This is a genomic window from Amycolatopsis nigrescens CSC17Ta-90 (genome assembly GCF_000384315.1).
Taxonomy (GTDB): Bacteria; Actinomycetota; Actinomycetes; order Mycobacteriales; family Pseudonocardiaceae; genus Amycolatopsis; species Amycolatopsis nigrescens.
Genome location: NZ_ARVW01000001.1, coordinates 6,772,183 through 6,798,981, shown reverse-complemented (window position 1 = coordinate 6,798,981; position 26,799 = coordinate 6,772,183). Strand labels below are relative to the sequence as shown.

The 26,799-nt window shown below is 69.2% G+C and carries 25 protein-coding genes; 15 read left to right on the top strand and 10 right to left on the bottom strand.

Features of this window, described 5'->3' with window-relative positions; genetic code table 11:
- Nucleotides 1-11: 11 nt before the first annotated feature.
- Nucleotides 12-1,136 (bottom strand): fatty acid desaturase family protein, encoded by a 1,125-nt coding sequence (locus tag AMYNI_RS45785; protein WP_084628523.1) that lies wholly within the window; start codon nucleotides 1,134-1,136, stop codon nucleotides 12-14.
- Between the two features lie 216 nt (nucleotides 1,137-1,352).
- On the opposite strand from AMYNI_RS45785, the gene AMYNI_RS0132255 reads away from it, so the two are divergent.
- The gene (locus AMYNI_RS0132255; protein WP_211225523.1) at nucleotides 1,353-2,576 is read left to right on the top strand and encodes an alpha/beta hydrolase family protein; all 1,224 of its coding nucleotides are present in this window, start codon (nucleotides 1,353-1,355) and stop codon (nucleotides 2,574-2,576) included.
- Here the strand turns inward: AMYNI_RS0132255 and AMYNI_RS0132250 are convergent.
- Nucleotides 2,560-3,072 carry a GNAT family N-acetyltransferase gene (locus AMYNI_RS0132250; RefSeq protein ID WP_020672231.1) on the bottom strand — a complete coding sequence of 171 codons (513 nt, stop codon included), beginning with the start codon at nucleotides 3,070-3,072 and terminating at the stop codon, nucleotides 2,560-2,562. The two genes, AMYNI_RS0132255 and AMYNI_RS0132250, sit on opposite strands and share 17 nt — an antisense overlap.
- A 36-nt stretch (nucleotides 3,073-3,108) precedes the next feature.
- Nucleotides 3,109-4,158 (bottom strand): FAD-dependent monooxygenase, encoded by a 1,050-nt coding sequence (locus AMYNI_RS0132245; protein ID WP_020672230.1) that lies wholly within the window; start codon nucleotides 4,156-4,158, stop codon nucleotides 3,109-3,111.
- A gap of 51 nt (nucleotides 4,159-4,209) precedes the next feature.
- Here AMYNI_RS0132245 and AMYNI_RS0132240 point away from each other — a divergent pair, with 51 nt between their 5' ends.
- The 3 genes from AMYNI_RS0132240 to AMYNI_RS0132230 all read left to right on the top strand — a co-directional run bounded on the left by AMYNI_RS0132240 (nucleotide 4,210) and on the right by AMYNI_RS0132230 (nucleotide 6,067).
- Nucleotides 4,210-4,761 carry a TetR/AcrR family transcriptional regulator gene (locus AMYNI_RS0132240; protein WP_026361216.1) on the top strand — a complete coding sequence of 184 codons (552 nt, stop codon included), beginning with the start codon at nucleotides 4,210-4,212 and terminating at the stop codon, nucleotides 4,759-4,761.
- Between the two features lie 137 nt (nucleotides 4,762-4,898).
- Nucleotides 4,899-5,441, top strand: a complete 543-nt coding sequence (locus AMYNI_RS0132235; RefSeq protein ID WP_169515785.1) for an RICIN domain-containing protein — start codon at nucleotides 4,899-4,901, stop codon at nucleotides 5,439-5,441.
- Between the two features lie 98 nt (nucleotides 5,442-5,539).
- A complete protein-coding gene (locus tag AMYNI_RS0132230) occupies nucleotides 5,540-6,067 on the top strand; it encodes a DinB family protein (RefSeq protein ID WP_020672227.1) in 528 nt (175 codons plus the stop codon).
- A 10-nt stretch (nucleotides 6,068-6,077) separates the two neighbouring features.
- Here the strand turns inward: AMYNI_RS0132230 and AMYNI_RS0132225 are convergent, their stop codons facing one another.
- The gene (locus AMYNI_RS0132225) at nucleotides 6,078-6,707 is read right to left on the bottom strand and encodes an NAD(P)-dependent oxidoreductase (protein WP_020672226.1); all 630 of its coding nucleotides are present in this window, start codon (nucleotides 6,705-6,707) and stop codon (nucleotides 6,078-6,080) included.
- Between the two features lie 98 nt (nucleotides 6,708-6,805).
- Between AMYNI_RS0132225 and AMYNI_RS0132220 the strand changes: the two genes are divergently transcribed.
- Complete coding sequence (locus AMYNI_RS0132220) at nucleotides 6,806-7,540, top strand: TetR/AcrR family transcriptional regulator C-terminal domain-containing protein (protein WP_026361215.1); 735 nt, start codon at nucleotides 6,806-6,808, stop codon at nucleotides 7,538-7,540.
- Entirely contained in the window at nucleotides 7,537-8,730 is a 1,194-nt protein-coding gene (locus AMYNI_RS0132215; RefSeq protein ID WP_020672224.1) for an MFS transporter, read from the top strand. The genes AMYNI_RS0132220 and AMYNI_RS0132215 overlap by 4 nt, the downstream gene beginning before the upstream one ends.
- A gap of 15 nt (nucleotides 8,731-8,745) precedes the next feature.
- Here AMYNI_RS0132215 and AMYNI_RS0132210 read toward each other — a convergent pair whose 3' ends face one another.
- Entirely contained in the window at nucleotides 8,746-9,402 is a 657-nt protein-coding gene (locus tag AMYNI_RS0132210; RefSeq protein ID WP_026361213.1) for a LysE family translocator, read from the bottom strand.
- Nucleotides 9,403-9,711: 309 nt separating this feature from the next.
- Here AMYNI_RS0132210 and AMYNI_RS0132205 point away from each other — a divergent pair, with 309 nt between their 5' ends.
- The 5 genes from AMYNI_RS0132205 to AMYNI_RS45780 are packed head-to-tail and all read left to right on the top strand — an operon-like array spanning nucleotide 9,712 to nucleotide 14,283.
- Entirely contained in the window at nucleotides 9,712-10,137 is a 426-nt protein-coding gene (locus AMYNI_RS0132205; RefSeq protein ID WP_020672222.1) for a helix-turn-helix domain-containing protein, read from the top strand.
- A gap of 9 nt (nucleotides 10,138-10,146) precedes the next feature.
- A complete protein-coding gene (locus AMYNI_RS0132200; RefSeq protein WP_245574041.1) occupies nucleotides 10,147-10,734 on the top strand; it encodes a hypothetical protein in 588 nt (195 codons plus the stop codon).
- Nucleotides 10,735-10,746: 12 nt separating this feature from the next.
- Nucleotides 10,747-11,985: an MAB_1171c family putative transporter gene (locus AMYNI_RS0132195; protein ID WP_020672220.1), complete on the top strand. Its 1,239-nt coding sequence runs from the start codon at nucleotides 10,747-10,749 to the stop codon at nucleotides 11,983-11,985.
- Nucleotides 11,969-13,186 (top strand): metal-dependent hydrolase family protein, encoded by a 1,218-nt coding sequence (locus tag AMYNI_RS0132190; RefSeq protein WP_020672219.1) that lies wholly within the window; start codon nucleotides 11,969-11,971, stop codon nucleotides 13,184-13,186. The genes AMYNI_RS0132195 and AMYNI_RS0132190 overlap by 17 nt, the downstream gene beginning before the upstream one ends.
- 32 nt (nucleotides 13,187-13,218) lie before the next feature.
- Nucleotides 13,219-14,283: a methyltransferase gene (locus tag AMYNI_RS45780; RefSeq protein WP_020672218.1), complete on the top strand. Its 1,065-nt coding sequence runs from the start codon at nucleotides 13,219-13,221 to the stop codon at nucleotides 14,281-14,283.
- Here AMYNI_RS45780 and AMYNI_RS0132180 read toward each other — a convergent pair.
- The gene (locus AMYNI_RS0132180) at nucleotides 14,243-15,058 is read right to left on the bottom strand and encodes a class I SAM-dependent methyltransferase (RefSeq protein ID WP_026361212.1); all 816 of its coding nucleotides are present in this window, start codon (nucleotides 15,056-15,058) and stop codon (nucleotides 14,243-14,245) included. The genes AMYNI_RS45780 and AMYNI_RS0132180 overlap by 41 nt on opposite strands.
- Nucleotides 15,059-15,409: 351 nt before the next feature.
- Nucleotides 15,410-17,173: a fatty acyl-AMP ligase gene (locus tag AMYNI_RS0132175; protein ID WP_020672216.1), complete on the bottom strand. Its 1,764-nt coding sequence runs from the start codon at nucleotides 17,171-17,173 to the stop codon at nucleotides 15,410-15,412.
- A 241-nt stretch (nucleotides 17,174-17,414) separates the two neighbouring features.
- Between AMYNI_RS0132175 and AMYNI_RS0132170 the strand changes: the two genes are divergently transcribed.
- From AMYNI_RS0132170 to AMYNI_RS0132150, 4 genes are all read left to right on the top strand, one after another.
- Nucleotides 17,415-18,617, top strand: a complete 1,203-nt coding sequence (locus AMYNI_RS0132170) for a cytochrome P450 (protein WP_020672215.1) — start codon at nucleotides 17,415-17,417, stop codon at nucleotides 18,615-18,617.
- Between the two features lie 53 nt (nucleotides 18,618-18,670).
- Nucleotides 18,671-19,954: a phosphopyruvate hydratase gene (gene eno, locus AMYNI_RS0132165; RefSeq protein ID WP_020672214.1), complete on the top strand. Its 1,284-nt coding sequence runs from the start codon at nucleotides 18,671-18,673 to the stop codon at nucleotides 19,952-19,954.
- A gap of 365 nt (nucleotides 19,955-20,319) precedes the next feature.
- Nucleotides 20,320-21,555 (top strand): HNH endonuclease signature motif containing protein, encoded by a 1,236-nt coding sequence (locus tag AMYNI_RS48490; protein WP_084628726.1) that lies wholly within the window; start codon nucleotides 20,320-20,322, stop codon nucleotides 21,553-21,555.
- 643 nt (nucleotides 21,556-22,198) lie between these two features.
- A complete protein-coding gene (locus AMYNI_RS0132150; RefSeq protein ID WP_020672212.1) occupies nucleotides 22,199-23,398 on the top strand; it encodes a cytochrome P450 family protein in 1,200 nt (399 codons plus the stop codon).
- 18 nt (nucleotides 23,399-23,416) lie between these two features.
- Here AMYNI_RS0132150 and AMYNI_RS0132145 read toward each other — a convergent pair whose 3' ends face one another.
- The 3 genes from AMYNI_RS0132145 to AMYNI_RS0132135 all read right to left on the bottom strand — a co-directional run bounded on the left by AMYNI_RS0132145 (nucleotide 23,417) and on the right by AMYNI_RS0132135 (nucleotide 26,770).
- Complete coding sequence (locus AMYNI_RS0132145) at nucleotides 23,417-23,836, bottom strand: GNAT family N-acetyltransferase (RefSeq protein ID WP_020672211.1); 420 nt, start codon at nucleotides 23,834-23,836, stop codon at nucleotides 23,417-23,419.
- A gap of 52 nt (nucleotides 23,837-23,888) precedes the next feature.
- A complete protein-coding gene (locus AMYNI_RS0132140; RefSeq protein WP_020672210.1) occupies nucleotides 23,889-24,656 on the bottom strand; it encodes a polyprenol monophosphomannose synthase in 768 nt (255 codons plus the stop codon).
- A gap of 62 nt (nucleotides 24,657-24,718) precedes the next feature.
- Entirely contained in the window at nucleotides 24,719-26,770 is a 2,052-nt protein-coding gene (locus tag AMYNI_RS0132135; protein WP_020672209.1) for an acyltransferase family protein, read from the bottom strand.
- Between the last annotated feature and the right edge of the window lie 29 nt (nucleotides 26,771-26,799).

The following is a 26,799-nucleotide window of genomic DNA, read 5'->3' as shown; positions in this document are numbered from 1 at the left end:
AACGAACTCCGTCAGGCGGCGCGCGGCCCCGCCCGGCGGGACTTCCGCCCGACGGCCGGTGTCCCACCGTGCGACGGTGGTAGGGCGAGTCGGAAGATCTTTTTCCAGACGTTGCCGATTTGTTTGGTGAGGGGGCCGGTGTTGTAGCGGAGTCCGTAGCGGTCGCTGATCTCCCTGATCCGTGGCGCGATCTGCTGGTAGCGGCGGGCGGGGATGTCGGGGAAGAGGTGGTGTTCGATTTGGAAGCTGAGGTTGCCGGCCAGGATGTGGAACAGGGGGCTGCCGTCGATGTTGCTTGAGCCGAGCATCTGCCGGTAGTACCACTGGCCGCGGGTCTCGTTCTCGCACTCGTCTTCGGTGAAGTCTGCGACGCCTTCGGGGAAGTGGCCGCAGAAGATGATGCTGAACGCCCACAGGTTGCGCACCAGGTTCGCGGTCGCGTTCCCGGTCAGCGTGGCCACCGCGCCCGGGCCGCTGAGCAGCGGGAACAGCACGTAGTCCTTGAGGGCCTGTTTGACCCCCTTGTGCCACATCTGCCGGCGCAGACCTTTGGTTTCGGCCCAGGTTTTGCGGCCGGTGCGGAGTTTCTCGATCTCCAGGTCGTGCAGCATCACCCCCCACTCGAACGCCAGCATCAACCCGAACGCGTAGAGGGGGTTGCCCAAGTAGTAGGGGTTCCAGCGCTGCGCGTCGATCATGCGCAGCAGGCCGTAGCCGATGTCGCGGTCCTTGCCGAGGATGTTGGTGAACGTGTGGTGGATGTAGTTGTGGGTGTGGCGCCACTGCTCGGACGGGCACACGGTGTCCCACTCGAACATCTTCGAGTTCAACGCCGGATCACCCATCCAGTCGTACTGGCCGTGCATCACGTTGTGGCCGATCTCCATGTTGTCCAGGATCTTCGACACCGACAACGCCGCCGTCCCCACCAGCCACGCCGGCGGGAACCACCCCGCCCACAACAACGCCCGCCCCACCACCTCGAACCGCTGCTGCCAGGCCACCACCCGCCGGATATAGGCCGCGTCCTGCACCCCCAAATCCTCGGCCAACTCCCGCCGCAACGCATCCAACTCACCCGCGAACTCCTCGAACTGCTCACGAGTAAGACGGGGAATACGGGCCTGACTCACCATCAACCCACTCCTTCCCAGCGCGCCGGCCTCATTTCGATTCGCGGCCGAATACGGCAGAAACAAAACGTAAGGGCGCCGGAATAGCAGTGTCAACGACGGGCCCGGAAAAAGCGGCCGGTTGTCATTTCAGCGCACGTATCGGGTTTTCACTTCGTCACCAGGTGAGGGTTATCGCCCAGCCGGCCCGGGTGCCGGGATAGACTGAAGGTCCAGGGGGTGGCTGTGTTCCTCAGATTCCGCAGGTTCCGCAGGATCGCCGTTCTCGCCGTCGCGCTGCTGCTCGCGAGCGGCGGCACTGCCATGGCCGAGACCGTGGACGAGGGCCTGGTCACCCTGCGGCTGCCGGCGCCGACCGGTCCGCACCGGATCGGGGTCACCACGCTGCACCTGGTCGATCCCGCCAGGCTCGACCCCTGGCACCCGGATCTCGGGGCGAGGGAACTGATGACCACCATTTTCTACCCCGCCGGCGACGTCCGCGGTCATCCGATCGCACCGCAGCTGACGCCCGCCGCCGCGGAGGCGTTCAAGACCATCGACGCCGGCTTCCTGCACCCGGAACTACCGACGGAAGGGGTGGACTGGGCGGCCACCCGGACCCACTCCCACACCGGCGCGCCCGCGCAGCCCGTCCGGCGGCCGGTGCTGCTGTACAGCCCAGGCGGCGCCGACCCGCGCACCATCGGCACCGGGATCGCCGAAGAACTGGCCAGTCACGGCTATGTGGTGGTGACCATCGACCACCCCGGCGAAACCAGCGAGGTCGAGTTTCCCGGCGGCAGAGTGCGCACGATCGACCTGCCGGTCGACCCCAAGACCGATCCGCAAGCGCTGCGCACGATGCTGTCCACCCGGATCGCGGACACCCGGTTCGTGCTGGACGAGCTGACCGCGCTGGCGGCGGGCCGGAACCCAGATGCGGAAGCACGCGAGCTGCCCGAAAACCTCGGCCTCGCCCTGGATCTGCGGCGGGTCGGCATGTACGGGCACTCGGCGGGCGGAGGGACCGCGGCCGAAGCGATGTACGAGGACCGCCGCATCGACGCGGCGGTCAACCTGGAGGGCTATCTGGACTACCTGCCGGACGAGCCGGGCCAGGAGGGTGAGCTGTTCCCGGTCGCCAGTAACGGGGTGGACCGGCCACTGCTGCTGGTGGGCACGGATGGCTACCGCGACGCGCGGTTCGAGCGCTCCTGGTCGGCCATGCTCGCCCACCCGCGAGGCTGCACCCGCTGGCGTCAGCTGGAAAACGCCACGCACTGGGTGTTCACCGACTACGGCGCCGAGGCACCCCAGTTGCAGGCCGCCGGGCTGATGAGCGCCGAGAACCGGGTGCGGCTGGTCGGCGCGATCGAGCCGGCGGAGTCGGTGCCCGCGGTGCGCGGCCACGTGCTTTCCTTCTTCGCCCAGCACCTTCCCGCCTTCACGGGCCGGAGCTGACCCGCTTCACGTAGCGGTGAGCCGGCACCGAAATGGGCCCATCGGTGCCCTCGGCGTGATGATCGAAGAGACCTTCATCGGCCCAGCCGTTGCGCTCGTAGAACCGGCGGGCCCTGGCGTTGCCGGCGACGACCGCGAGCCATGCCCGCTCGTGGCCGTTCGCCGCGACCAGGCGTTCCGCTTCGGCGAGCAGCACACCGGCCAGCCCGGTCCCACGGTGCCGCGCCGCCAGGTAGACCTGCTCGACCTCATCCCCGACCACCATCACGAACCCCGCCACCGCACCGCCCACAGTCGCGACGGTGGTGTCGCCGGTGTCGCCGACTCGTTGCGCGGCTCGCCGCCAGAACGACTCCCGTGCACGCGCCACGACCAGTTCGTCAGGGACGTTCCCCAGGTGGGCGTCGCACCAGCCGGGATACCAGATCTCCGCGACCGCCCGTGCGTCTTCAGGGGTCGCCGGGCGTAGCAGCACGGTCTCGTCGCTGGTGGACACCCGTACAGGGTAACGACAGAGCTCTTTCAGGCTCTTTCAGTCGAGCGGGGCGGAGCGCAGCGCCAGTTTCATCGTGGCATCGCGAAGACCGGTGAACCTGCGCGCGTGCATCATCCGGGAGGTGACCGAAGCCATCCGCGCCAACCGCTGGGTGGGCTTGCGCCGGTCTGCGTCGTAGGCGGCGAGCGCGTCTTCGACCCTGGGCAGTGTGACGAGGCGGTCGGCCAGTGCCACCCCGTCCAGCAGCGCCTCGCAACCGCCGCGGCCGAGGATGGGGCTCATCGCGTGCGCGGCGTCCCCGACGAGCGCGACCCTGCCCCGGACATAGGAAGGCAGCGGCGGATCGACGTGGTAGAGGTCGTGCCGCAGGACGGTTCGCTCGTCGAGCCGGTCCAGCACCTGCCGCACCCCGTGATGCCAGTGTCCGAAGTGGACACGAATGGTGGCGGCCTCGCCGCGGGGCGCGCGATCGGCTTCCAGCGCCCGCGCGCTGGCGTACCAGTTGGTGCTGCCGTCTTCCTGCGGAGTCATCCCGAACAGCGCACCTTCACCCCAGGTTTCGGTCATGGCGCCGGTCTTTCCGGGGGCACTGCCGCGCCAGGCGGTGCTGCCGGTGTACTTGGCGCGGTAGCGCTCGCCGAACAGCCCGGTCCGGATGCCGCTGTTGATCCCGTCCGCGGCGATCACCACATCGGAGTCGAAACGGTCGAGATCGGACACCGGCGAACCGAAGACCAGCGCCTCGGCGGGCAGCGCACCCGCGAGGAGGCCGAGCAGCGTGGGCCGGGACAGCATGCGCAGGCCGCCGCCGCGCATCGCCGCCACGTTGAGCGAGCCGATCCGGCTGCCGTCCGCGCGGAGGAAGCTGCTGCCGGACGGTGCGGGCCCGAGGTCCCTGGCCTGCTCGCCGAGTCCGAGGGTGTCCAGCGCGCGCAGGGCGGAAGGCCAGATCCCGAGCACGGTGCCGGTATCGGGCAGCGCTGCCGAGCGCTCGTGCACCTCCACCCGCCAGCCGTGGGCACGCAGGTGGACCGCGGCGGCGAGGCCACCGATACCACCACCGACAACTATCGCTCTCCGGTTCATGGGACGAGAGTACTACGTTCATAGTGTTTTTCACTATGTTTATAGTGAGACATGAGCCGCAGACGACAGCAGGTGCTGGACGCCGCCCTCACCGTGGTCGGCGCCGAGGGGGCGCGCGGCCTCACCTACCAGGCCGTGGACCAGGAAGCCGGGGTTCCGGCCGGCACCACGTCGAACTGCTTCCGCAACCGCGCCGCCCTGCTGCACGGCGTGCTGGCGCACCTGGTCGAGGAGGACCGGCGCGCCTGGGAACGGTTCACCAGCCGCGCACCGGGCGGCATCGACGAACTGGCCGAAACGCTCGCGGAGCTGGCGCGGCACTCGATCGGACCGGGCCGGACGCGGACCAGGGCGAGGTACGCGCTGTTCTTGGAAGCCGGGACCCGCCCCGAGCTCGCGGAGCTGCTGACGGGCGGACGGGCCGCGGTACTGGACTGGGGCGCCGACTGGCTGGCCGGGCTCGACCTGCCCGCCCCGCGCGAGCGGTACCGCCGGCTGATCGCCCAGCTCGACGGGATCGTGCTGCACCAGCTCACCTTTCCCGGCGAACCCTTCGATCCCGAACCCGGCTTCCGCGCCATCCTGACCGACGAAACGACCTAAAGGGCGGACATCCGGTCAGAAATCCCGGAAAATCGCAGCAGAAACCGTGCCCCGGTGGCGCAGCCGACCACGATTCGCTCGCTCTAGGCTCGACTCCGAACAATTCGATGGCACAAATTGTCGGAGGAGAAACTTTGATGCGAAGATCGAGGCTTTTCGTCATGCTGCTGGCCGCCTTCAGCATGGTAGCCGTCTTTCTCGTCACCCCAACGGCGTCCGCGCGAACGCCCGGCGCGGAAACGCTCGCCGTCTCGTACGGCCCCTATCAGTTCAAGAACGACTTCAGTCACCTGTGCATGGACGTGGCCAACGGTTCGAAGGCCGACGGCGGCCGGATCCAGCAATGGGACTGCTACGGCGGGACGCCGGAGAAATGGCGGCTGGACGTGATCAGCACCATCAACGGCGTGAACTACTACGCGTTCGTCAACATGAACAGCGGCAAGTGCCTCGACGTGCCGAACGGCAGCACGGCGGTCGGCGTCGAACTGCAGCAGTGGACCTGCTGGAGCGGCGACATGCAGCAATGGGCGCTGTACCGGGCCGGCACCAACTCGCTGACCATCAGGAACCTCAAGAGCGGCCTCTGCGTGGACGACAAGGACTGGGGCGGCGCGGGCGCGGCCCTGCAGCAGTGGCACTGCAACGAACTCGCGGTGCAGACCTGGCAGTACAGCTGATCCTCGGCCGGGTGGGACGGTTCGCGTCCCACCCGGCCAGGGTGCGAGACGACCGAAAACCGTTTGCGGGCCGGGACGGGCGCTGACACCATCCGCCGATGTCCGTTTCCCGCCGCGACCTTCTGCGCTGGCAGTTCGACCTGACCTGGTCGCTTTTCGAAGTCCACCTGGAACAACTGAAGCCGGAAGACTTCGGCTGGGAGCCCGCGGCCCACTGCTGGGCGGTGCGCCGCGACGCCGACGGGGCGTGGACACCGGACTGGGCGGACACCGAGCCCGAGCCGATCCCGGTGCCGACGATCGGCTGGGTCGGCTGGCACCTCGGCTGGTGGTGGACCGTGACCCTGGACCACGCACAAGGCCGGAAACCACGGCACCGCACCGAAATAGCCTGGCCTGGCGACGGGCAGGCGGCCATCGACTGGCTGCGTGGCCTCCGGCTGGAGTGGCTGGCGGTGCTGGACCGGCTCACCGACACCGAGCTGGACGCCACCGCGCCGTTCCCCTGGCCGGACAGCCCCGAGCTGACCGTCGCGCATATGGCGGGCTGGGTGAACGCCGAACTGATGAAGAACGCCGCCGAAATCGGCCAGCTCCGCCTGCTGCGAACCGCTTCCCTTGTGTGACAAGGAATTCTCATTGCGCGAGGGTGGGCGCGGTGCGTGACCAGCGGTGCTCACCGAGTTCACTGGCGATGAACCGGGCGACGTCGGTGCGGCTGACCTTGGAACCGCCTCGCGGGTTTTCGCCGTCCTGGACGCGGAAGGTCCCGGTCGGCTCCTCGTCCAGCAGGCGGCCGGGCCGGACGAAGGTCCAGTCGAGCGTGCTCTCGCGGACGATCTTCTCCATCAGACGCATGTCGTCGTAGAGCTCCTTCATCAGGGTCCTGGCGACGCAGCGGTACCAGAAGGCGAAGTCGGGGTCGTCGTGGCGGACGCCGCTGGAGGTGATGGCGATCAAGCGACCGACGCCGGCGGACTCCATGGCGGGCACCAGGGCGCGAGCGCCGTCGGAGTAGAGGCCGAGTGAGCGGTTGCGCGGTGGGCCGATCGCGGAGACCACGGCGTCGTGCCCGGCCACGGCGGCTCGCACGCTGTCCGGGTCGCGGACGTCGGCTCGCACGACGATCAGGTTCTCCGTGCTGGCCGGCTGGAACTTCGCCGGGGTGCGCACGGCCGCGGTGACCTGGTGACCGGCGCGCAGGGTCTCCTCGACGACGAGGCGCCCGGTGCGGCCGCCCGCACCGAACACGATCACGTTGCTCATGCTGGATCGCACCTCCCGGGAAACAGTGTTCGTAGCGATCAGTGTTCGTCAAGAACGGTGTACGGCGCGAGCGGTGTTTGTCAAGTAGCATCACGGCCGTGCCCAGTCCCCGCGGCCATCCCCGCACCAGCCCCCGCACCAGTCCGGCAAAGGCTCCGCTGAGCCGCGACGCGATCGTGGCCGCCGCGCTCGCGCTGGTCGACGAGCTGGGCTGCGACGCGGTGAGCATGCGGCGGGTCTCCCAGGCCCTCGACACCGGGCCCGCCTCGCTCTACGTGTACGTCCACGACCGGCGCCAGCTGATGGCGCTCGCCCACGACCTCGCGGTGGCCGGCGTCGAACTGCCCACCGAGGCGGACGGTGACTGGCGCGCCCGGCTGGAACTGCTCGTCAACCGCGCCGTCGCCGGGCTGGCCGCGCACGACGACATCGGCTCCGTCGGCCTGACCGAGGTGCCCACCGGGCCGCACTTCCTGCGGCTCACCGAGGAGCTGCTCCGGCTGCTGCGGGCCGGCGGGATCGGCGACGCAGCCTGCGCACTGGCGGCCGACCTGCTCGGCCAGTACATCGCGTCGTCGGCACTGGAAGAGGCCGCGCGGACCCGCGCCCAGCGCGAACTCCAGCGCTCGGCCGGCCCAGAGCAGACCACCGCGGCCGCGCTGTCCGAAGCCGCCTCCGCACACCTCGACGCCGTGTACCGATCGCTGCCGGCCGAGCGCTACCCGACGATCAGTGCGCTGGCACCGTTGCTGACCGGCGAACCCGGCGGCTCCAGGGCCGAATGGAAGCTCCGCGTCATCATCGACGGAGTTCTCGCCCAGGCACCGGCATGACAGCGAATCTGGGGCCCGCGTATACCCGGCTGTGGTCGGCGACCGCGCTGTCGAACCTCGGCGACGGTGTCCGGCAGACCGCGCTGCCACTGCTGGTGGTCACGCTGACCACCGACCCGCTGCTGGTGGCGGGGGTGACCGTGGCCGGCCAACTGCCGTGGCTGCTGTTCGGGCTGCTCGCCGGCGCGGTGGTGGACCGGGCCGACCGGCGCCGGCTCGTCGTGCTCGTCGACGTCGTCCGGGTCGTGCTGCTGGTGACGCTGGTCGGCGCGGTCGCGCTGGACCTGACCAGCGTGCTCCTGATCTACCTCGTCGCGTTCGGCTGCGGGGTCGGCGAAACGCTGCGGGACACCGCGGCCTCCACCCTGCTGCCACCACTGGTCGAAGTCGCCGATCTCGACCGGGCCAACGGGCGGCTGGTCAACGCCGAGATCGCCGGCAACGAACTGGTCGGCCCGCCGCTGGGCGGCTACCTGTTCGGCGTCGCCATGGTGCTGCCCTTCGCCGTCAACGGCGGCACCCTCGCCGTCGCCGCCGCGCTGATCTTCGCGCTGCCGAACATCTTCGCTCCCAAACCCGCACTACGCCGGGAAAGTCGGCTCTGGCAGGACACCGTCGGCGGGCTGCGCTGGCTGCTCGGGCATCGACGGCTTCGGGTACTGGTCGGCGTCACCGGGCTGTTCACCTTCACCGACAGCGCGTGGTTCGCGGTGTTCGTGCTCTACGTCAGCCAGATCCTCGCGATGCCCGCCGCCGGCTACGGGCTGATGATGGCCATCGGCGCCATCGGCGGCCTGGCCGGCGGTTTCGCCGCCGCCCGCATCGTCCGGCTGACCGGTCCGGCCGGCGCGCTCGCGGGCGCGCTCGCCGTGGCGGCGGCCGGTCAGGCCATGCTGGGACTCACCACGGCGGTGCCGGTCGCCGCGGCCGGACTCGCCGTCGGCAGCTTCGCCTTCGGGGTCTGGAACGTCGCCGCGGTGACCCAGCGCCAGACCCTCACCCCACCGGAACTGCTCGGCCGGGTCACCAGCACCGCGCGCACCATCACCATGACCGCGTCGCTCGCGGGGGCCTTGCTCGGCGGGCTGATCGCCGCCCGGTTCGGCCTGCGCGCCCCCATCCTGATCGGGATTCCCCTGCTCCTCAGCGCGGCGCTGCTGTGCCACCGAGCCTTGCGCGGGCCGAAATAATCAGCGGGTGCACGCTCAGCTGCGGTCCGCGACGAGGCGGACGGCGAGTGCCCCGAAGATCGCCGCGGACACCCGGTCCAGCCAGCGCTGGATGGCGGGGCGGCGGAGCAGCAGCGCGGACAACGCGCCGGCGGCCAGCCCCACGGTGCCGTCCACGGTGAGGCCGACCGCGATGAACACCGCGCCGAGCACGAGGAACTGCAGCCAGACCGGCCAGCCGCCGTCGGCGACCAGGAACTGCGGGAAGAACGCCAGGAAGAACAGGATCACCTTCGGGTTGGCCAGGTTGGTGAGCACGGCCATCAGGTAGGTCCGGCGCAGGCTGCGGCCGCCCGTGACGCGCGCAGCCGGATCCGCCTGCCCTTCGGCGCCGCGAGCCGAAGAACGCGCCGCCGAACGCAAGGTGGACACTGCCAGGTAGCCGAGGAACACCGCGCCGGCGATGCGCACCACGTCCAGCACGGCGGGCGCCGCCTGCAGCAGCGTGCCCAGTCCCAGCGCGGCGGCCACCGTGTGCACGGCCAACCCGGTGGACATGCCGAGCGCGGCCACCACCCCGGCCTTGCGTCCCCTGGCGATCCCGTTGGCGACGATGAACATCATGTCGGGACCGGGCACGACGCTGATGACCACGGCGGCGAGCACGAAGGCGACGAGCACGGAGGGATCCACGAAACGATCAAAGCACACCGGTCCGACATCGCAGTGCGATTTTGGTTCACGCCCAGCACTTGCGCCCCAGGCCACGGCCGGGTTCCGATCGCACCCCCAGGGCAATCGGAACCCGGAGCGTCGCCTCACCCCCACCGGTCCGCCACTACCAGTCAAGGTTTGTCGACCAACAGTCGAATCGCTGGTGCCACAATGACCCACGTGCAAGAAGGGTGTCAACTGTGATGTAAGTCACAGAACCGGCGGCTCGACGACCGTCAGTCGAAGAGTTCTAAACTATCAGTCCCGAGGAAAAAGGCGGAGGTGACGATGTCCGAGAGCTCGGAAAACGCTGGGCTGGCCAAACGGCTGGACGAGCTTTTCCGGCGGGGACGGCCTGGGGGCGATCGCTGGACCAACGACGAGGTGGCCGCCGCCATCAAGCGGCTCAACCCCGACATCAAGGTCAGCGGCACCTACCTGTCCGCTCTTCGCACCGGAAAGCGAGCCCGCCCTTCCCCTGAACTCCAGCTCGCGCTCGCAAAGTTCTTCGGCGTTTCGCCCGCCTACTTCTTCGACCCCGGACGAGCGGAGAAAATCAGCCAGCAGCTGGCCGCGCTGGACGAACTCCACCAGTCCGGCGTCCGGTCGCTGGCAGCGCGGGCGGTGGGACTTTCGCCGGACAATCTGGACGCCCTGACCACCGTCGTAGATCAAATGCGGAAGATGCAAGGACTCCCGCCTGTCGTAGAGTAGAGCGGAATCGTGATCACGCCTCAGCCGGACCGCCACCACAATCCCCGCCGGATCAGACAGCTTCGCCGTGCCTGCGAAGAACGGTTGGCCTCGCTGAACATCCCGGAGGGGCTCACCGTCACCGAGCTGTGCGCGCACATCGGCCGTGAGCGCGGCCGCGGGCTCCAACTGGTACCGACGAACATGGGCGCCTCGCAGCCCTGCGGAATCTGGGTCGCGGCCGCCGACGCCGACTTCATCTTCTACGACGCCGACACCAGCAAACCGCACCAGGAGCACATCATCGTGCACGAGCTAGGGCATATGATCTGCTGCCATCGCGGCAACGGCGCGCTGGACGACGAAACGGCGCGGCTCTTCTTCCCCGACCTCGACCCGGATTTCGTGCGCAGCATCCTGAACCGCACCAGCTACGCCAACGACCAGGAGCTGGAAGCCGAGTTGATGGCGAGCGCGATCCTGGAGAAGATCGACCGGGAGTCGCGTCGCCGCGACACTCCCGCCCTGGAACCCGACAGCGTCATCGCCAGGCTGGCCTCCTCGCTCACCGAGCCGGAGGCGACCAGCTACCGCCACCCGTCACCGCCTCGAGAGTAGGGCCGCCGGCCGATGGACTTCTCCGACGCGAAGTGGTTCGTGTTCCTGATGTGCGCCGTCTGCGCGTGGACGGGTTTCTTCTACAAGCTGAGGACGGTCCGGCGGAGCCAGCACGACCGGGCCTTCATGGCGTTGCTGGTGGCCTTCGCCTGCCACGGCGTGACGTTCGTGATGGCGCTGCTCACCTTCTCCGACAGCTTCGACAAGTTCGTCGGGATACCGAACTTCGCGGTGCTCTGCATGCACGTGTTCTCCACGGCGTTCATGGGCGGGGTACTCGTCGCGATCGCCTACTGGACGAGGCCGCGCGAGCAGGCGGTGGCGCAGGCCCGCCGCTGGATCGTGGCCACCGCGATCGTGGAGGCGACGCTGATCGCGCTGTTCGTCAGCGCGATGGCGGACGTGCAGAAGCGGTCCAGCCACTACTTCGTGGACAACGTGCACCAGCCGCTGGTGGTGGCCTACCTGCTCGCGTTCGCGACCTTCGGCTCCATCGGCACCTTCGAGATCACCCGGCTCGGCATCTCGTTCTCCTCGGTCGCGAACTCGCTGCCGTGGCTCAAGTACGGGCTGCGGCTCACCGCACTCGGCGCGGCGATCAACTTCCTCTACTTCATGAGCAGGGCGATGGACGTGGTCGGGGTCCATCTGGGGATGGACCTGAACTCCTGGGAGCTGGTGCCGATCGTGCTCACCGGGGTCGGGGTGCCGATCCTCTACCTCGGGCTGACCATGCCGTCCTGGGGCCCGCGGGTGTCCGCGATCCCGCGCTCGGTCAGCCAGTACCAGACCTTCCGCCGCCTCTACCCGCTTTGGCTGGCGGCCTGCGAGACCTCCCCGGAGATCACCCTGATCCCGCCGCGACCGTTCCTGATGGACCGGATCCTGCTGTCCGACCTGAGCTTCCGGATCAACCGGATGGCCATCGAGATCCGGGACGCGCAGCTCGCACTGCGCGACTGGTTCAACCCGCACGTGACCACGGCCGCCGAGCGGCTGGGGGAAGAGCACGGCCTGGAGGGCGACGACCTGCGCGCGCTCGTCGACGCGAGCCGGTTCGCGGTGGCGTTGCGCGACAAGAACAGCAGCGCGCATCCCGCGACGCCGCCCGAGGAGCACCTGGAGAGCCCGGCGCTGGACAGCAGGTCCGAAGAGATCCGCTACCTGGTGAAGGTGGCGCAGGCCTTCCAGCGCTCGCCGATCGTCGACCGGATCAAACAAGAGATCGGCCCGTATGACCCGGCACGGTGACCGCTGGGGGCTGCGCGCCTCGGCCCTGTTCGACGGGTGCGCGCTGCACCGCGGACGGCCGCTCGTCGTGGTCGAGGGCGACCGGATCGCGGACGTGGATCTTTCCGGCGCGGACCCTTCGTCGGACCTGCCGGTGGCCGACCTCGGTGACGCCACCGTCCTGCCGGGGCTCGTCGACTCGCACGCGCACCTGACCTTCGACCCGCACGGGGACGTGCCGAGCCAGATGCGGGAGGAGAGCGACGACTTCCTGCGGGCACTGGCCCGGCGCCACGCCAGGCAGGCGCTGGACGCCGGCATCACGACCGTCCGCGACCTCGGCGACCGCGGCTACGTGTGCACCGAGGTCCGGGACTCGAAGGACGAAGAGCTTCCCGAGATCCTCGTCGCGGGGCCGCCGATCACCCGGACCGGCGGGCACTGCTGGTTCCTCGGCGGCGAGACCGACGGGGTGGACGGGCTGGTCGCCGCCGTGCGCGAGCGGGCCCGCCGGGGCGTGGACGTGGTGAAGATCATGGCCACCGGCGGCATGCTGACCCCGCAGTGGGATTCCCACGAATCCCAGTACAGCCGCGAAGAACTCGCCGCTGTCGTGCGCACCGCCCACGCCGAGGGCCTCCCGGTCACCGCGCACGCGCACGGCCTGCAGGGGCTCGCCGACGCGGCCGGCGCCGGGGTGGACGGCGTGGAGCACTGCACCTTCCTCACCGAGACCGGCGCCGTGCCGGACTGGGCGACCATCGAGGCGCTGTGCGACGCGGGCACGTTCATCGGCGTGGAGGAGGCCCGGCTGCCGGGGGACGACACGCTGCTGCCCGCGCGGATCAGGCGGATGCTCGAAGCCCGCGGGGAGTATCTGACGCAGATGAGCCGCGCCGGCGCCAGGGTGGTGGGCTGCTCCGATGCCGGCATCAACCCGCGGAAGCCGCACGACGTGCTGCCGTACGGGGTGATCTCCTTCGCGCACTTCGGTTTCAGCACGGCGGAGGCGCTCGCGTCGGTCACCGAGACCGCGGCCCATGCCTGCGGGGTCGGCGACCGCAAGGGACGGGTCACGGCCGGGTACGACGCGGATCTGCTCGTCGTCGCCGGCGATCTCAGCCGCGGGCTCGAGGGGCTGCTGAACGTGACCTCGGTGGTACGGGCCGGCCGGGAAGTACGCTCCGGCACGGGTGAACGGCTCCCCATCGGCACCAACTGACCTGCATCGACCAGACGGAAAGGCTGGCCCTGGTGGCCCACGACGAAGAGCAGCATGTCCTGGAAATGGTCCGGCTCGCCTCACTGGCGACCCCGTGGGCGATCCGCGCGGCGGTGACCTTCGCCCTGCCCGACCTGATCGACGAGGGCGTCACCGGCACCGGCGAGCTCGCCGAGCGCACCGGCACCGACCCGGACGCGCTGGCCAGGGTGCTGCGCTATCTCGTCGGGCTCGGCGTCTTCACCGAGCCCGAGGAGGGCAGGTTCGCGGTCACCCCGCTCGGGCGAGTGCTCCGGCGCGATCATGCCTCCGGTGTGCACAGCTGGCTGGACCAGTCCGGTTTCTCCGGCCGCATCGACCAGACCTACGGCAACCTCATCGACTCGGTGCGGACCGGCAAGCCGGCTTATCCGGCGCTGTTCGGCCGCGGCGCGTGGGATGACCTCGAGGGCCGGCCCGCGCTGGCCGAGTCGTTCAACCGGATGATGGCCAGCCACACCGGCCTCTTCGCGTCCTCGGTGGCGGCGGAGTACGACTGGAGCTCGGTGGAGCACGTGGTCGACGTCGGCGGCGGTCTCGGCGTCCTGCTGGCCGAGCTGCTGCGCAAGCACGCGCACCTGCGCGGGACGCTGGTGGACCTGCCCAACACCGCGGCCTCCGGTGAGCCGGCGTTCGACTCCCCCGAGCTACGGGACCGCTTCGACATCCGCGGGCAGAGCTTCTTCGATCCCCTGCCTGCCGGTGGCGACGTGTACCTGCTGGCGAACATCATCCACGACTGGGCCGACGCCGAAGCCGTCTCGATCCTCCGGCGCTGCGCCGAGGCCGCCGGGCCGGACGGGAAGGTCCTGCTCGTCGACCGGGTGATCCGGGACAGCGACGAGCACGTCCGGGTCGCCGCCGCGGACCTGCACATGTTGCTCACCCTTGGCGGGAAAGAGCGCAGCGAGGCGGAGCTCACCGCCATCGGCGCGGCGGCCGGACTGCGGCTGGACAGCGTTCAGCCGCTCACTTCCCCGCCGGACCTGTTCCTCATCCAGTACCGCCAGGGCCGGCTCAGCCGACCGGACGGCGGCCCCATGACGACACCAGGGTGACCACCAGCTCCAGGAAGTCCGGGTCGGCGGCGGTGGCGTAGGCGCCGGCCAGGTCCTCTTCGGTGACCAGCCCCGACTCCGCGAGCACCGGCCCGACCTGGTCGATGGTCTTGCGCAGATGGCGGTCGAAGGCCTTGGTCACGCCGGCCTGTCCCAGGTACAGCGGCGTCATCGCGACGTCCACGTCGGCAAGGCCGGCGCGGGAGATCAGGCTCGGCAGCCGGCGGCTCCACCGCATATCTGCGCCCTGTGACTCGAACTGCGCGACCAGCGCGGCGGTCACCCGCCCGATCTCCGGGTACAGCGAATCGCCCGGCGGGAACCAGTACCCGTCCTCCACCACCAGCCAGCCGCCCGGCGCCAGCCATTCGGCCATCTTCGAGAGAATGTGCTCGCGTTCCGGCAAGTGCTCGAGCAGCAGCCGGCAGTGGATCAGGTCGAAATCGCCGGCCGGCATGTCGTCGTGGCGGACGTCGAAGCGCACTATGTCCAAATTGGACTTGAACTCCGCGTCGAGGTACCGCGGGTCGATGTCCGCGGCCACCACCCCGCCATCGGGGCAGCGCCGGGCGAGTTCGTAGGCGACCGAGCCGGCGCCGGCACCCAGTTCGAGGCAGCGCCACGAGGACTCCATCGGCAGGCGGTCGAGCACCCCCAGCGTGGTGGGGTCCATCGACTCCTCCAGCAGCCGCAACCGCTCGAACTCCGAAGGCAGATCCTTGCTCAGCACACCGGAGCCGTAGGGATCCACCAGCACAGGGTTCTCGAGATTCAAATCTCCTCCGTTCCAGAAGCGCGCCGTCGACTCGTCAAGGTCCCCCGGGGTGATCAACCGCGAGAACTCACCTGCGCACAGGCACGGTCACACATAGTGTCCGGATGCCCCGCTACCTGCGTCCGTCTGCGCCAGCCACGGTGCTCGCGCACGGATCCCAGGGGTGCCAGTTACGTTTAGTAGCACTTTTCTCAGGGTGAGTAGTCCATTCGAGCCCCTCCGTCAGCAGTAAACCACAAGAGGTGGCCGGGGATCCGTCATCAGCCTGTTAAAAGCAGGGAACCGCCGCAGGAAATTTCCTGCAGCGGTGTGCCCGGCTTCGACGCTCGGCGTGCTTCTGAAACCGCCCGGTCAGGAGAGCCGGCGGCCGGTGAACGTGCCGTCCAGGTAACGGGATCGGCACAGCGCCCTGCTGATCTTGCCGCTGGAGGTCCGCGGCACCTCGCCGGGCGGGACGAAGACGATGTCGTGCAGACCGAGCCCGTGCAGCCGGGACACCTCGGCGCGGATCGCCGCACCGGCCTCGCCGAGGTCCAGCTCGGACGCGTCATCCCGCTTCGAGCGTTCGAGGACGACGACCGCCTTCTCCCCCTCCTCCCCCGCGACGGCGAAGGCACCGGCGGAATGCGGCCGGACCGCGGGGTTGCCTTCGACGGTCTGCTCGATGTCCTGCGGGTAGTGATTGCGACCGTCCACAATGATCAGATCCTTGGACCGGCCGGTCATGTACAGCTCGCCCTCGAACAGCAGGCCGAGGTCCCCGGTGGCCAGCCAGCCCCTGCCGTCCATCCCGCGGCCGGGCTCCTCCCCGGCCGCGACGGCGGGGCTCAGCCCGAAGGTGGCCACCGAATCGTCCGGCTTCTTCCAGTAGCCGGCACCGATGTTCGGTCCGCTCACCCAGATCTCGCCGACCTCGCCGGCAGGCAGCGGCCGCCGGGTCGCCGGGTCCACGATCAGCAACTCCTGCCCGGCCGGGCGGCCGCACGAGACCAGCGTGGTGGCACCTTCGCCGCCGACCACCGGCACCGCCGTGCCCGCGGCGAGCCGGTCCCGATCGAAGGTGACCTGGCGCAGCGGCTTGTCCGCGTCGGTGACCGACACGACCAGCGTCGCCTCCGCCAGCCCGTAGCAAACCCGCTGGACGTTCGGCGGTAAGCCGCATTCCGCGAAGGCGTCCTGGAACCGGGCGATGGTGGCGGGCAGCACCGGTTCGCTGCCGTTGGTCAGTGCGGAGACGCCCCCCAGTTCGAGGTAGACCTTTTCCGCCTCCGGCACCCGCGAAGCCGTGTAGGCGAAGGCGAAGTTGGGTCCCGCGCTGATCGCGCCGGGGCTCAGCGACAGCGCGCGGAGCCAGCGGCCCGGCCGTCCCAGGAAGGCCAGCGGGTCCATCAGGACCGAGCCGATGCCGCCCGCCATCGGTGCGCCGATGCCGAGCATCAGCCCAAGGTCGTGGTACAGCGGCAACCAGCTCACCGTGGTGTTGAGCCCCGGCTCGGCGCCGTACGCGCGGCAGGCCTGCCTGGCGTTGGCGAGCACGTTGCGGTGCGCCAGCATCACGCCGGCCGGTGTCCTGGTGGAGCCCGAGGTGTACTGCAGGTACGCGAGATCGTCCGGTGCCGGCACCGGCCATTCGTGCTCGCCCCGCACCGGCTCGGCGGTGTCCACTGCGATCACATCCGGCGCGCGCATCGCCTGGGACGCCACGAAAGCCGTCACCTCACCGACCTTGCCGGCGGTGGTGAGCAGCAGGCTGGGCTCGGCGTCCGCGAGCACCGTGGCCAGCCGTTCCGCGTGCCCCGGCAGCCCCGGGGAGAACAGCGGCACCGCGATCATCCCGGCCCGGATGGCGCCGAGAAAAGCCACCACGTAATCCGCCGACTGGTCCGCCACGATCGCCGCTCGTTCGCCGGGAGCGGCGGATTCGAGCAGCCGGGCGGCCACCGCGCTCACCCGCTCGTCGAGTTCGGACCAGGTGAGGTAGACGGCTTTGGCGTCGACGCTTTCGCTGTAGTCCAGGAAGGTCAGCGCGGTCTCGTCGGCCAGCTGCCGGGCCCAGTGGTGCAGCAGCGTCGCGAACGACTCACCAGCGGAATCCGGACCAGGAATAGCGTTCATCGCACCTCGATCAGAATAGCGTTCACTACCGGAAGGACTCGCAATTTTTCGGTGACCGGAATTTCGACGAGCCGGTCGTTAAATCGAAGTTACCGGATGGTATTCACCGGCCGACACCGGTGTCAAATACCCCCGAAATGTACTCATCTCGATCAGCAGAAGGGGTGGCAGGCTTAGCAGATCGGCACAAATCACGGGCGCTCCCCGGAACTTTTCCCCGCCGCGACCCGACTTTTCCAGCATGACCACCACCGGCCGAGAACCCCGCACGTACCCCTTCCGCGATCCGGCACGGCTCGCCCTGGAACCCGAATACGCCCGGCTTCGCGAGCACGAGCCGCTGAGCCGGATCCGGCTGCCCTACGGAGGCGACGCCTGGCTGGCGACCCGGCACGAGGACGTCCGGCTGGTACTGAGCGACCCGCGGTTCAGCCGGGCCGCGCTGCTGGGCCGCGACGTGCCGAGGACGTCACCCCGGCTGCTGAAGGACCCGACCCTGCACACGATGGACGCGCCCGAGCACAACCGGCTGCGCAGGCTCGTGTCCACGGCGTTCACGCCGCGCCGGCTGGACCAGCTGGCCGGGGAGTCGCAGCGGGTCACCGACGAGCTCCTCGACCGGATCGAGGCGCAGGGCCCGCCGGCGGACCTGGTGGCGGGGCTCGCGCTGCCGCTGCCGGTCACGATCATCTGCCACATGCTCGGCGTGCCGGTGGCCGACCGGGACCGGTTCACCGGCTGGATCGACGTCGCGCTCGCCACCACCGCCTTCGCTCCCGAAGAGATCATCGCGGCCTTCGCCAGGCTCAAGGACTACCTGGCGGAACTGGTGGACCTGCGGCGGGCACAACCGGCCGACGACCTGCTCAGCGCGCTGGTGCAGGCGCGCGACGTGGAGGGTCGGCTCAGCGAGGACGAGCTGGTGGTCCTCGGCGTGACCCTGCTCTACGCCGGGCTGGAGACCACGTCGAACCACATCGGCAACTTCGTCTACAACCTGCTGACCCATCCGGCCCAGCTGGCCGCGCTGCGCGCCGATCCCGGTCTGCTGGACACCGCGATCGAGGAGCTGCTGCGCTTCACCCCGGTGGTGACCTCGGCCGGCTTCACCCGCATCGCGACCGAGGACGTGGAGCTGGGCGGGATGGTCGTCCGCGCCGGGGACGCGGTGCTGGTTCAGCTCGACGCGGCCAACCGGGACGAGCGGGTCTTCGACCGGCCCGACGAACTGGACCTGACCAGGAAACCCAACCCGCACCTCGCGTTCGGGTACGGCCCGCATTTCTGCGTCGCCGCCCAGCTCGCCAAGGCCGAGCTGCGCATCGCGATCGGCACCCTGCTCCGCCGGCTGCCCGGCCTGCGGCTCGCCGCGCCGCCCGGCGACCTGTCCTGGCGCCACGGCAGGATGGTGCGCGGGCTGGTCGGGCTACCGGTCACCTGGTAACCCCGGCCATGGGAAGATGCCGACGTCCGAATGGCTTTCCCAGAAGGAGCATGATGACCGCGATTACCCGAGTTGTCGGACGCGAAGTCTTGGACAGCAGGGGTAACCCGACCGTCGAGGTGGATGTCCTGCTGGAGGACGGGTCGATGGGCCGTGCCGCGGTTCCCTCCGGTGCGTCGACAGGCGCCAACGAAGCCGTCGAGCTCCGTGACGGCGAGGCTTCGCGCTTCCACGGCAAGGGCGTTCGCAAAGCGGTCGAAGCGGTCAACAGTGTCATAGCGGACTCCTTGGTGGGAGTCGAAGCGGAGAACCAGGCGCTGGTTGACGAGGTGATGATTTCGCTCGACGGCACGCCCAACAAGGGGAAGCTGGGAGCCAACGCGATTCTCGGTGTCTCGCTGGCCACGGTGAAAGCCGCGGCCGCGGCGCACCAGGTACCGCTGTACCGCTACGTCGGCGGGGCGAACGCCCGACTGCTGCCCGTACCGATGATGAACATCATCAACGGTGGAGCGCACGCGAACAACGCACTGGACTTCCAGGAGTTCATGATCGCGCCGATCGGAGCGGAGAACTTCTTCGAGGCCGTGCGCATGGGGTCCGAGGTCTTCCACACTCTGCGCAAGGCGCTGTCGGATGCCGGCCACAGCACCGGCGTGGGCGATGAAGGCGGCTTCGCTCCCGACCTCCGCACCTCCGACGAGGCGCTGCAGTTCGTCGTCGATGCCATCGAGAAGTCCGGTTACACACCCGGTGCGGAGATCTCCCTGGTCATGGACCCGGCTACGTCCGAATTCTTCAGTGACGGGGTCTACGACTACGCGGGCGAGGGCACGAAGCGGTCGATCGAGGAGCACGCGCAGTACCTCGCGGACCTGGTCTCTCGATACCCGATCGCGTCGATCGAAGACCCCATGGCGGAGGACGACTTCGAGGGCTGGAAGCTGCTGATGCGGTTGCTTGGCGACAAGTGCCAGCTCACCGGCGACGATGTGTTCTGCACCAATGTCGACCGGCTCAACGACGGCATCCGGGACGGTGTCGCCAACTCGATCCTGGTGAAGGTGAACCAGATCGGTTCGCTCACCGAGACCCTCACCACGGTGGACACCGCGCACAAGGCCGGCTACACGGTGGTCATGTCGCACCGTTCCGGCGAAACCGAGGACACCACCATCGCGGATCTGGCGGTCGCCACCGGCTGCGGCCAGATCAAAACCGGCTCGTTGTCCCGTTCGGACCGCACGGCCAAGTACAACCAGCTCATCCGCATCGAGGAGGAGCTGGGCGCGCAAGCGCGATATGCGGGCCGGTCGGCGTTGTACGTCCGTTCCTGAATCTGCCCGGTCGAGGGGTACGGTTTTCTTCGACCAGACCCGGCGCTTTCGCGTGAAGGACGTTATGCGGGTTGTGGCGCCCCGGTGCGGATACCGACCCGCCTGCTGTATCACCACAGTGCGACCATGTTCGGGTGCGGTTCGGTATCGGAATCTCCTTCCAGGACAAGCACTTCGTCTGCTTGCCAAGCTTTGGTTTCGATGTCGACCTGTCCCAGCACACCGGAGCTGGTTTCCCCCTCAGCGCGTACGACTTTCTTTCCCTCTTTCGTGTTTGGTTGTGGGCGTTTTTTGTCGTGGGGCGGCGGTATTGTGGAGGGGTATTCAGAACTGAGGAGGTTCTGGTGTCCTGTGTTCTTTTGCGGATGGCTCCGAAGGTTGATTTTGGTGCGCTTTCGCCGGAGTGGTTGTTCGGTTTGCGTGAGTCGACGATCGAGCACCTCGATCCGTCGCAGGCGGTGGGGGTGGTGATCTCGGCGCGGCGGGTGATCTGTCGTGCGCAGGCGATCCAGGCCCGGGCGATCGCGCAGGTCAGCCGTGCTCGTGGTGGGGCGCGGTGGGTGGCGGATGAGTTGGCGCCGGAGTTGCGGTTGTCCCGTGACACGACCGCGACCCGGGTGGCGTTGGCCGATGCGTTGGTGTCGCGGATGCCGTGTCTGTTGGCGGCGATGGTCGCCGGTGAGCTGGATATCGACAAGGCTCGTCAAGCCTTTGATGGGGTGGCGGTACTGTCGGATGAATTAGCTCGTCGAGCGGATGAGATTCTGTCGTCACGGATCGGTGAGAAGAATCCGAGTAACTGGCGGAAAACGGTCACTCGGGTGGTGGCGAGTCTCGATCCGGAGGGGCAGCGGGCGCGGGCCGAAGCCCGTCGCAAGCAGCGCCGCGTCGAGTTGCACCACGAGCCGGATGCGATGGCCTCACTCTGGGCGTACCTCCCGGCTGAGATCGCGACCGCCGTCTATGCCCGGATCGACATGCTCGCCCGCAAGCTCCGGGTCGGCGAGGAAACCCGCACGATGGACCAACTTCGAGCCGATGTGCTCGCGGAGTTGCTCCTCGGCAAAGGCTGGGAGGGCTTGGCGGCCCAGGTGTTCATCCATATCCCGCTCGACACCGCGCTGGGTATCCGCGACGACGGCTGCGAACTGGTCGGTCATGGTCCGATCCCGGCGGAGGTGGGTCGTCAGATCATGAACCAGCCCAACAGTGTCTGGCGGAAAGTGTTGACCGATCCGGTAACGGGCACTGTCCGCGACATCGGCCGCAAGAGATACCGCCCACCCGCAGCCCTCGCCGAACTCGTCCGGGTCCGGGATCGCACCTGCCGAGCCCCCGGCTGCAACCGCCCGGCCCAACGTTGCGATGCCGACCACTGCACCGCATGGTCGCAAAACGGGGACACCTGCGAACACAATCTGTGCTGCCTCTGCCGCTACCACCATGGCCTGAAGGATGAGCCAGGCTGGACCTTCGAGTTCGACCCTGAAACGGCCGATTTAACGGTCACGACTCCGACCGGCCGCACCTACTCAACCAGACCGGAGCCACTTCTCGACCCGCCCCCTCCGAAAATCGCCGACGAGCCACCACCCTTCTAGTGAAGTTTCAGGCGGATCATGTGAACCAGGCGAGTGTGCTGGCGGAGTGGAGTGCGCCGAGGTATTTGCGTGCGAGTCGGTCGTAGTCCCGGTTCGCCGCCCGACCGCCGTAAGCCTTGTCGCCCCGCACGATCACCGGCCGGGTCCGGAGACGTCCCAGCCCGCCGAACACGACACCCGGATACGCTCCAACACCACTGTGAACTGCGGCGAATCGGCCCACTAGCCCGATGTGATCACCAACGCCAACGGTATCTGCCCCTGCTCACACGCCAGGTGCAACTTGGTGGTCAGCCCGCTGCGCGAACGGCCGATGCCATGATCCGCAACCACGTGCCATCACGCTGCCATTAGCGAAACAACCCCTGATGCCGCGCCGGGCCAGATGCTGCCGGTTGGCGCGGCTGGAATAGCCCTTGTTCGCCCGGCCGGGCGGGTGACATGGATCCCTGCGAATCCCCCTGGGGTGGCCACTCGCGTTGCGCCAACGAGGGACTCGCCCGGCCCGAAGGGTCGACTCGCCGGGCGTGAATGGTCGACTCGGCGGGTGGCAGTGTGGGACTCGGGTGGGCGGACGAGGGGCGAGATAGCGGCTACCGTGGGATGGCGGTGAGTGGTGAGTGACGGCGCGCGGGAGGGCTCGATGGGTGACGAATCCGAGGTGCTGGACGACGAGTTCTTCGCCGACCCGCACCGGGTCTACCGGCGGCTGCGTGAGCGCGGGAGCGTGCACCGGCTCCAGTATCCCACCGGGCTGCCCGGCTGGGTGATCACCGGTTACGCCGAGAGCAGGGCGGCACTGGCCGACCCGCGGCTGCGCAAAGCCGTGGCGGGTTCCGAGAAGCTGCTCAGCGAACACGGGCGGGCGGTCTCCAACGCCGGCCAGTCGCTGACCAACAACATGCTCAACGCCGATCCACCCGACCACACCCGGCTGCGCAAGCTGGTGAACAAGGCCTTCACCCCCGGTGCGACGGAGAAGCTGCGGCCCCGGATCGAAGAGATCACCGCCGGGCTGCTCGACGACATGGCCGCCCGCGACGAGGTGGACCTGATGGAAGCGTTCGCCGTGCCGCTGCCGACCACGGTGATCTGCGAACTGCTCGGCGTCCCGTTCGCCGACCGCGACGAGTTCCGGGGCTGGATCATCACCCTGCTCACCGCAGACAGCCGGGACCGGCCGGCGGCCGCCAGGGAGATGACGCGGTACCTGACCGGGCTGGTGCAGGCCAAACGCGAGCGGCCGGCGGACGATCTGCTCTCCGCGCTGGTGCACGCGCGGGACGAGGACGACCGGCTCAGCGAGCGCGAACTCGTCTCGACGGCCTTCCTGCTGCTCGTCGCCGGGCACGAGACGACCGTGAACCTGATCGGAAACGGCATGCACGCCTTGCTGTGCGACGAAAAGCAGCTCGACGCGCTGCTCGCGGACCCGGCGCTGATCCCGGCCGCGGTGGAGGAGTTCCTGCGCTACGACGGCCCGGTCAACCTGGCAACCACCCGCTACACCGGTGAGCCGGTGGTGATCGACGGCACCGAGATCCCGGCCGGCGAGTTCGTGCACATCGCGCTCACCTCGGCGAACCGCGACCCGGCGAAGTTCGACGAACCGGACCGCCTCGACTTCGACCGCGAGTCCGCCGGGCATGTCGCCTTCGGCCACGGCATCCACTACTGCGTCGGCGCGCCGCTGGCAAGGATGGAAGCCGAGATCGCGTTTTCCGCCCTGCTACGGCGATTCCCGCGATTGCGCCCGGCCGGGCCGGCGACCGCCCCGCACTGGCTGAGCAGTGGCCGGATCCGCGGGCTGACCGCCCTTCCGGTGCTGCTGAACGGTTCCTAGCTGTTGTGTCTCGTGAGGTCAGGACGGGCGCGGGCGTTCCAGGAAGGTGTGGTCCGGCTCCGCGAAGCCGAACTGCCGGTACAGCCCGTGTGCGTCGTCGGTGTGCAGCAGCCAGCGCAGCCCGGCGCCGGGGCCCTCCTCGACCATCGCACGGACCAGCTCCTTGCCGAGGCCGTGCCCGCGGTGGCTGTCCAGCACGTACAGGTCCGCGAGATAGGCCAGCGACACCCCGTCCGAAATCGCCCTGGCGAAACCGACCATCTCACCGCCGCGGTACACCCCGACCACGCGCCAGGCGCAGTCCAGCTGGCGGTGCACGTGCTCGCGGGTCCGCCAGCGGGCCCAGTAGGCCGAGGTGGACAGGAACTCCCACAGCGCGTCCCGGTCCACCCGCGCCGGATCGTCGTCCACCTCGTACCCGTTGTCCAAGATCACCATCACCCGAGCCTGCCGCAAACCGGGCCGCGGCGCACCGGATTTCCGCGGTGGTTCAGCGCTTCCGGCGCAGCCGCCACGGGGTGAGCGCGGACTCGATCTTCACGGCGAGGGTCATCTTCGACGCGCCGTCGGTCCGTTCGCTGAAGTAGATCGGCACTTCGAGCAGCACGTGCCCCGCCTGCACGGCACGGTGGTTGCACTCCACCTGGAAGCTGTAACCGTTGGACCGGACCTTGTCCAGCCGGATGTCGCGCAGGGCCGCGGCGGACCACAGCTTGAACCCGGCCGTCACGTCGCGCAGCCGGAGCGGCAGGATCCGGTTGACGTAGAAGGTGGCCCATTTCGACAGCAGCCGCCGGTTCAGCGGCCAGTCCGCGTCGAGCTGCCCGCCGTTGACGTAGCGGGAACCGATGACCACCCCGGCCTCGTTCGACAGCGCCGTGCCGAGCATCGCGGGAATCTTCTCCGGCGGATGCGAAAGGTCGGCGTCCATCTGCACGACGTACCGGGCGCCACCGTCGAGGGCGGCGGTCATGCCCGCGACGTAGGCACGGCCGAGGCCGTTCTTCGCCGTCCGGTGCAGCACGGTCATCGGCCGCGAACGGGTGGCGTTCCACCGCTCGGCCAGCTCGTCGGCAAGGTCGCCGGTGCCGTCCGGGGAGCCGTCGTCCACCACCACGACACCGAGACCGGCCAGCGGCAGCCGGTCCAGCGCGTCGATCACCTTCGGCAGGTTGCCGGCCTCGTTGTAGGTCGGGATGACGACCGTCACCGGTGTGTCCTGCCATTCCGCGGGCAGGACCACGGGTTCCTGCGTCATCGCGTTCACTCTCCCACCACTGGCCGCACGTTCGCCGACCGGAGGACACTAGCAATCCGCGGTCAGGCCGGCCCGGACGCGGCGGGCTCCGGCCAGCCGAGCGCGGAGCGGACGGCGTCCTCCAGGATGGTGGACATGGTGGTCATGTAGGTGGCGCTGACGTGGTTGTCGTCCATGTACACCAGCACGTTGCCGATGACCGGCGGGCAGCTTTCCTGCTCGCAGAAGTAGTCGCTGAAGTCCAGGAACGACACGTTCGCCGGCACGTCGGCCAGCCCGGCATAGGGCGGCTCGGGGGCGTACAGCTCGGCTCGCGGGGTGCGGCATTCCGGGGCGTCCGGGCCATTGGCCTCCACGCAGAGCGGCGGCGCGAAGTCGTTGTAGCGCGGGTTGTCCCGCACGGCCAGCACCGGGATCCCCGCGGCGTCGACCTTGCGCCACTGGTTCACGAAACCGGGCGGGGTGTGCTCGGTCGCCCCCGGCCGCACGTCCTTGGTGGCGATGGTGAACACCGCGTCCGGCCGGAGCTCGAGGATCTCCTCGGCCACCGCGGAGTTCCAGTCCACGCAGGGCTGGTCGCCGGGCACCGTCTCGGAGTCGGTGGAGAACGGGCAGCCGCCGCGCAGCATGGCGACGACCTGCCAGTTCTCCCGTTCCGCGATCGGCAGCAGCGCGCCGATGAACTGCTGCGCGTGCGAGTCGCCGGCGACCACGATCCGCCGCGACGGCGGCCCGGCGGTCTCGGTCGAGCAGACCTGGAGTTCCTCGCTGCGCGCAGCGGTGGTGCAGTGCCGCTCGTCGATCCGGGCGTAGTCCTCGGCCAGTGTGACGAACGACGGCATCAGCGGCGGATCCGGCGCACCCCGGTACTCGAACCCCGGCGCCATGGCCAGCGCGCCGGGATAGTCGAGGTCACCGGCCCCTCCCGCGTAGTTGCCGGCCTTGCGCAGGCCGGTCAGCTGCCAGCCGCCCGCCGCCAGCAGCACCGGCACCAGCATGGCCACCCCGAACCGGTAGGCGCCCCACCTGGTGCGCAGCCCGATCCTGGACTCCCGCACCGGCTTCTCGAGCAGGTGGTAGGTCGCCGCGGCCAGCACCAGCGACAGCCCGATGATCGCCATCCCGCCGGTGAAGCCCACCCGCTCGCGACCGCGGGCGACCAGGTAGAACACCAGGATCGGCCAGTGCCACAGGTACAGCGCGTAGCTGAGGTCGCCGAGGTACCGCAGCGGCCGGGAGGCCAGCAACCGGTCGGCGCCGAACCGGGCGCCGGTGCCGCCGGCGGCGATGACCAGTGCGGCGGACAGCGTCGGCCACAGCGCGAGGTACCCGGGAAACACCTGGCCGACCTGCAGCACCAGGCCGCACAGCACCAGCCCGGCGACCCCGGCCCAGCCGAGCGCGATCCGCAGCAGCCGCGGCAGCGTGCCGGCGTCCACGGCCAGTGCCAGCAGGCCGCCGAGGGCGAACTCCCACACCCTGGTCAGCGAGCTGAAGTAGGCCAGCGGCTGGTTCACCGCGGTCAGCCAGACCGAGTAGGTCAGCGATCCGGCGAAGACCACCAGCAACGTGCTGAGCAGCGAGTTCCGCAGGCTCCGCCCGGCGGCGCGGGCCGCCAGCGCCACGCCCGCGACCAGCAGCGGCCAGAGCAGGTAGAACTGCCCCTGGATGGACAGCGACCAGAAGTGCTGCACCACGCTGGCCGCGTCGTGCTGGGTGAAGTAGTCGGCCGAGTCCGCGACCAGCCGCCAGTTCTCCAGGTACAGCGCCGACGCGACGACCTCTTTGATGGTCTGCAGCCAGCGGTTCTCCGGCAGCAGCAGCGCGCCGGCCACGATGACGGCCAGCAGCACGGTCAGCGCGGCCGGGAACAGCCGCTTGATCATCCGGCCCCACATCGGGCCGAACTCGATCCCGCCGCGACCGGCCGCGCGGACCAGCTGCCCGGTGATCAGGAAGCCGGAGATGAGGAAGAAGACGTCCACGCCACCGGAAATCCGGCCGAGCCAGATGTGGTAGACGACCACCAGCAGCACCGCCAGCGCGCGCAGTCCCTGCAGCTCCGGGCGGTACCTGCGGCCGGTCCCGGGTTTGGTTGACAAATCACCGAACACGGGGACGAAGGTACCTTGCCCGATTTCAC

Bases quoted from the DNA above. Each gene is read 5' to 3' on its own strand.
- AMYNI_RS45785 (WP_084628523.1), bottom strand. From the start codon at position 1,136: ATGGTGAGTCAGGCCCGTATTCCCCGTCTTACTCGTGAGCAGTTCGAG.
- AMYNI_RS0132245 (WP_020672230.1), bottom strand. From the start codon at position 4,158: ATGAACCGGAGAGCGATAGTTGTCGGTGGTGGTATCGGTGGCCTCGCC.
- AMYNI_RS0132240 (WP_026361216.1), top strand. From the start codon at position 4,210: ATGAGCCGCAGACGACAGCAGGTGCTGGACGCCGCCCTCACCGTGGTC.
- AMYNI_RS0132235 (WP_169515785.1), top strand. From the start codon at position 4,899: ATGCGAAGATCGAGGCTTTTCGTCATGCTGCTGGCCGCCTTCAGCATG.
- AMYNI_RS0132230 (WP_020672227.1), top strand. From the start codon at position 5,540: ATGTCCGTTTCCCGCCGCGACCTTCTGCGCTGGCAGTTCGACCTGACC.
- AMYNI_RS0132225 (WP_020672226.1), bottom strand. From the start codon at position 6,707: ATGAGCAACGTGATCGTGTTCGGTGCGGGCGGCCGCACCGGGCGCCTC.
- AMYNI_RS0132215 (WP_020672224.1), top strand. From the start codon at position 7,537: ATGACAGCGAATCTGGGGCCCGCGTATACCCGGCTGTGGTCGGCGACC.
- AMYNI_RS0132205 (WP_020672222.1), top strand. From the start codon at position 9,712: ATGTCCGAGAGCTCGGAAAACGCTGGGCTGGCCAAACGGCTGGACGAG.
- AMYNI_RS0132195 (WP_020672220.1), top strand. From the start codon at position 10,747: ATGGACTTCTCCGACGCGAAGTGGTTCGTGTTCCTGATGTGCGCCGTC.
- AMYNI_RS0132190 (WP_020672219.1), top strand. From the start codon at position 11,969: ATGACCCGGCACGGTGACCGCTGGGGGCTGCGCGCCTCGGCCCTGTTC.
- AMYNI_RS0132175 (WP_020672216.1), bottom strand. From the start codon at position 17,173: ATGAACGCTATTCCTGGTCCGGATTCCGCTGGTGAGTCGTTCGCGACG.
- AMYNI_RS0132170 (WP_020672215.1), top strand. From the start codon at position 17,415: ATGACCACCACCGGCCGAGAACCCCGCACGTACCCCTTCCGCGATCCG.
- eno (WP_020672214.1), top strand. From the start codon at position 18,671: ATGACCGCGATTACCCGAGTTGTCGGACGCGAAGTCTTGGACAGCAGG.
- AMYNI_RS48490 (WP_084628726.1), top strand. From the start codon at position 20,320: ATGGCTCCGAAGGTTGATTTTGGTGCGCTTTCGCCGGAGTGGTTGTTC.
- AMYNI_RS0132150 (WP_020672212.1), top strand. From the start codon at position 22,199: ATGGGTGACGAATCCGAGGTGCTGGACGACGAGTTCTTCGCCGACCCG.
- AMYNI_RS0132145 (WP_020672211.1), bottom strand. From the start codon at position 23,836: ATGGTGATCTTGGACAACGGGTACGAGGTGGACGACGATCCGGCGCGG.
- AMYNI_RS0132140 (WP_020672210.1), bottom strand. From the start codon at position 24,656: ATGACGCAGGAACCCGTGGTCCTGCCCGCGGAATGGCAGGACACACCG.